The 1,747-nt window shown below is 53.0% G+C and carries 4 protein-coding genes; 1 reads left to right on the top strand and 3 read right to left on the bottom strand.

The features are described 5' to 3' along the window. The coding region (locus tag BJL95_RS19565; RefSeq protein WP_139306269.1) for a transposase at positions 1–430 on the top strand (430 nt) is incomplete at its 5' end. Positions 431–495: 65 nt separating this feature from the next. On the opposite strand, the gene BJL95_RS19570 is transcribed toward BJL95_RS19565, so the two are convergent. The 3 genes from BJL95_RS19570 to BJL95_RS26120 form a co-directional block, all read right to left on the bottom strand. Continuing rightward, positions 496–921, bottom strand: a complete 426-nt coding sequence (locus BJL95_RS19570) for a hypothetical protein (protein WP_071159882.1) — start codon at positions 919–921, stop codon at positions 496–498. Between the two features lie 48 nt (positions 922–969). Next, positions 970–1,494 (bottom strand): hypothetical protein, encoded by a 525-nt coding sequence (locus tag BJL95_RS19575; RefSeq protein WP_139306306.1) that lies wholly within the window; start codon positions 1,492–1,494, stop codon positions 970–972. Between the two features lie 84 nt (positions 1,495–1,578). Then, on the bottom strand, positions 1,579–1,747 hold a 169-nt coding region (locus BJL95_RS26120; protein WP_368086614.1), incomplete at its 5' end, for an SMI1/KNR4 family protein.

The raw sequence follows: 1,747 nt of genomic DNA on the forward strand, positions 1-1,747 counted from the left end.
CGTCGAACAGCGTGGGCAGCGGCGCCAGGAGCAAAGCCGACCGGTTTTGGTCAAAATCGAAGCCCTGCTGCTACAACATCTGCATGCGGTAATCCCCGGTAGTTTGCTGGGCAAGGCTTTGCATTACTTGTCATCGCAGTGGTCCAAACTGATCCGCTTCGTCGACAACGGCGCTTGGCCCATCGACAACAACCTCTGCGAAAACGCCATACGCCCCTTCGTGGTGGGCCGCCGCAATTGGTTGTTTTGCGATACGGTGGCCGGCGCCCGTGCCAGCGCTAATCTTTACTCGTTGATCGAAACCTGCAAGGCCAATAGCGTCGACCCTTACACCTATCTGGTCGATCTGTTCCGAAAGCTTCCCACCGCAAAAACTGTCGAAGAGTTCGAAGCGCTGTTGCCTTGGAATCTCGACGCCCTAACGGACTAATCGCACGCCAACGGTTAAGTCATTGTCCGTTTCAGTTCTAGTGCGTCCTTCAAAGATCGCTTACGTTATTTTTTCACAGTCAATTTGGCGGAACGAAACCGGACTTTGCTGACCGATAGGATTGAACTACTTTGCGAGTCTTTTCGTAACGAGAAAGAGCAACTCTTCGATCGATGCAGTTGCACGGATATCAGTGCAAACACCGCGGCGGCCGCGACGAGTGCAGGGCCAAAACGGAGCCAGTACTCGACGGGTGCGAAAAGTAGTGGCATGAACCAAAGAGCGTCTTTTGCGGTCTTCGGATTGTCGATAGCAATATATACGCCAAAGAAGAAGGACCCTGCGACGTTGAACAGCAAGATGGTCAATAGGAGGCTGGTTGTGGCTCGGTACGCGGATGGGCTTCTGTTTCGCTTTTCGCGGATGATCGATTGACCGATCGCGGCAATCGTGGCGAAAACCGGGAACGCAAGCGCGACTGCAGCCTTCATACGCGGCCTAACGTGAAGCTACCCGATTGGCCCTCACGGCGCAACAACTCACTTCGTGACTTTCAGTCGCGCTGTAACAGAAAGGACTCGGCCAGAAACTTTGTCTTTGACGGTCGCTGTGACCTTGTAGTCGCCAACAGGATCAGTCTTGTCGAAGCCTACAGTCATACTGGCTTGGCCGAGCTGTAAGAGGCGTTGCTGCATGGGCTTTCCAGACCAAACTGGGCCACCACCCGCCGTCATTTTGCTTCCATCTGGCCCTTCGAGGATGAAATCAGATACCACGTCGCAAACGCCACCGACATTCGGCGCACAGCCATGAAAGATGAGGAGTGCGGAGACCGTTTCGCCTAGACGTACCGTGTTGGTAGTAGTCAGTTTCGGCGGGGGCGTGGATGAGTTCCATGTTTGGCGAAACTGACCTTCGTTCGCAGTAAGAACGATTTGAATGCCGAAGTCTCCAGCACTGCGCATGTTGTCAGAATCAGGAATGGGCTTTCCGCTCGGATCAATCCATCCGCTTTGAGCGGCAAGCGGAAGAAGCGCGACGAGTAAGGCTAGACACCATTTCATAAAAGAGGCTCCAATAGTGAGGGCCAACGACAAGCTCACCCGACGAAAACCGCATCGCGGTTTTTGGTCGGGTGAAGCGACGGGTTATGCGCATTCTTCATGCAGCCCATCAATAAATTCTGAAAGTGCATTGGACAACTTTGTCATATTCTCTTCCCAAGGCTCACCGTCATAATTTGCCATCTCATGATCCCAATAGTAAACAGCGCCATAGTCTTCGTCTTTTAGACTCAAGCAATAGACATTGCCACCA

The sequence above is a fragment of the Methylomonas sp. LWB genome, from assembly GCF_001856095.1.
Lineage (GTDB): Bacteria > Pseudomonadota > Gammaproteobacteria > Methylococcales > Methylomonadaceae > Methylomonas > Methylomonas koyamae_A.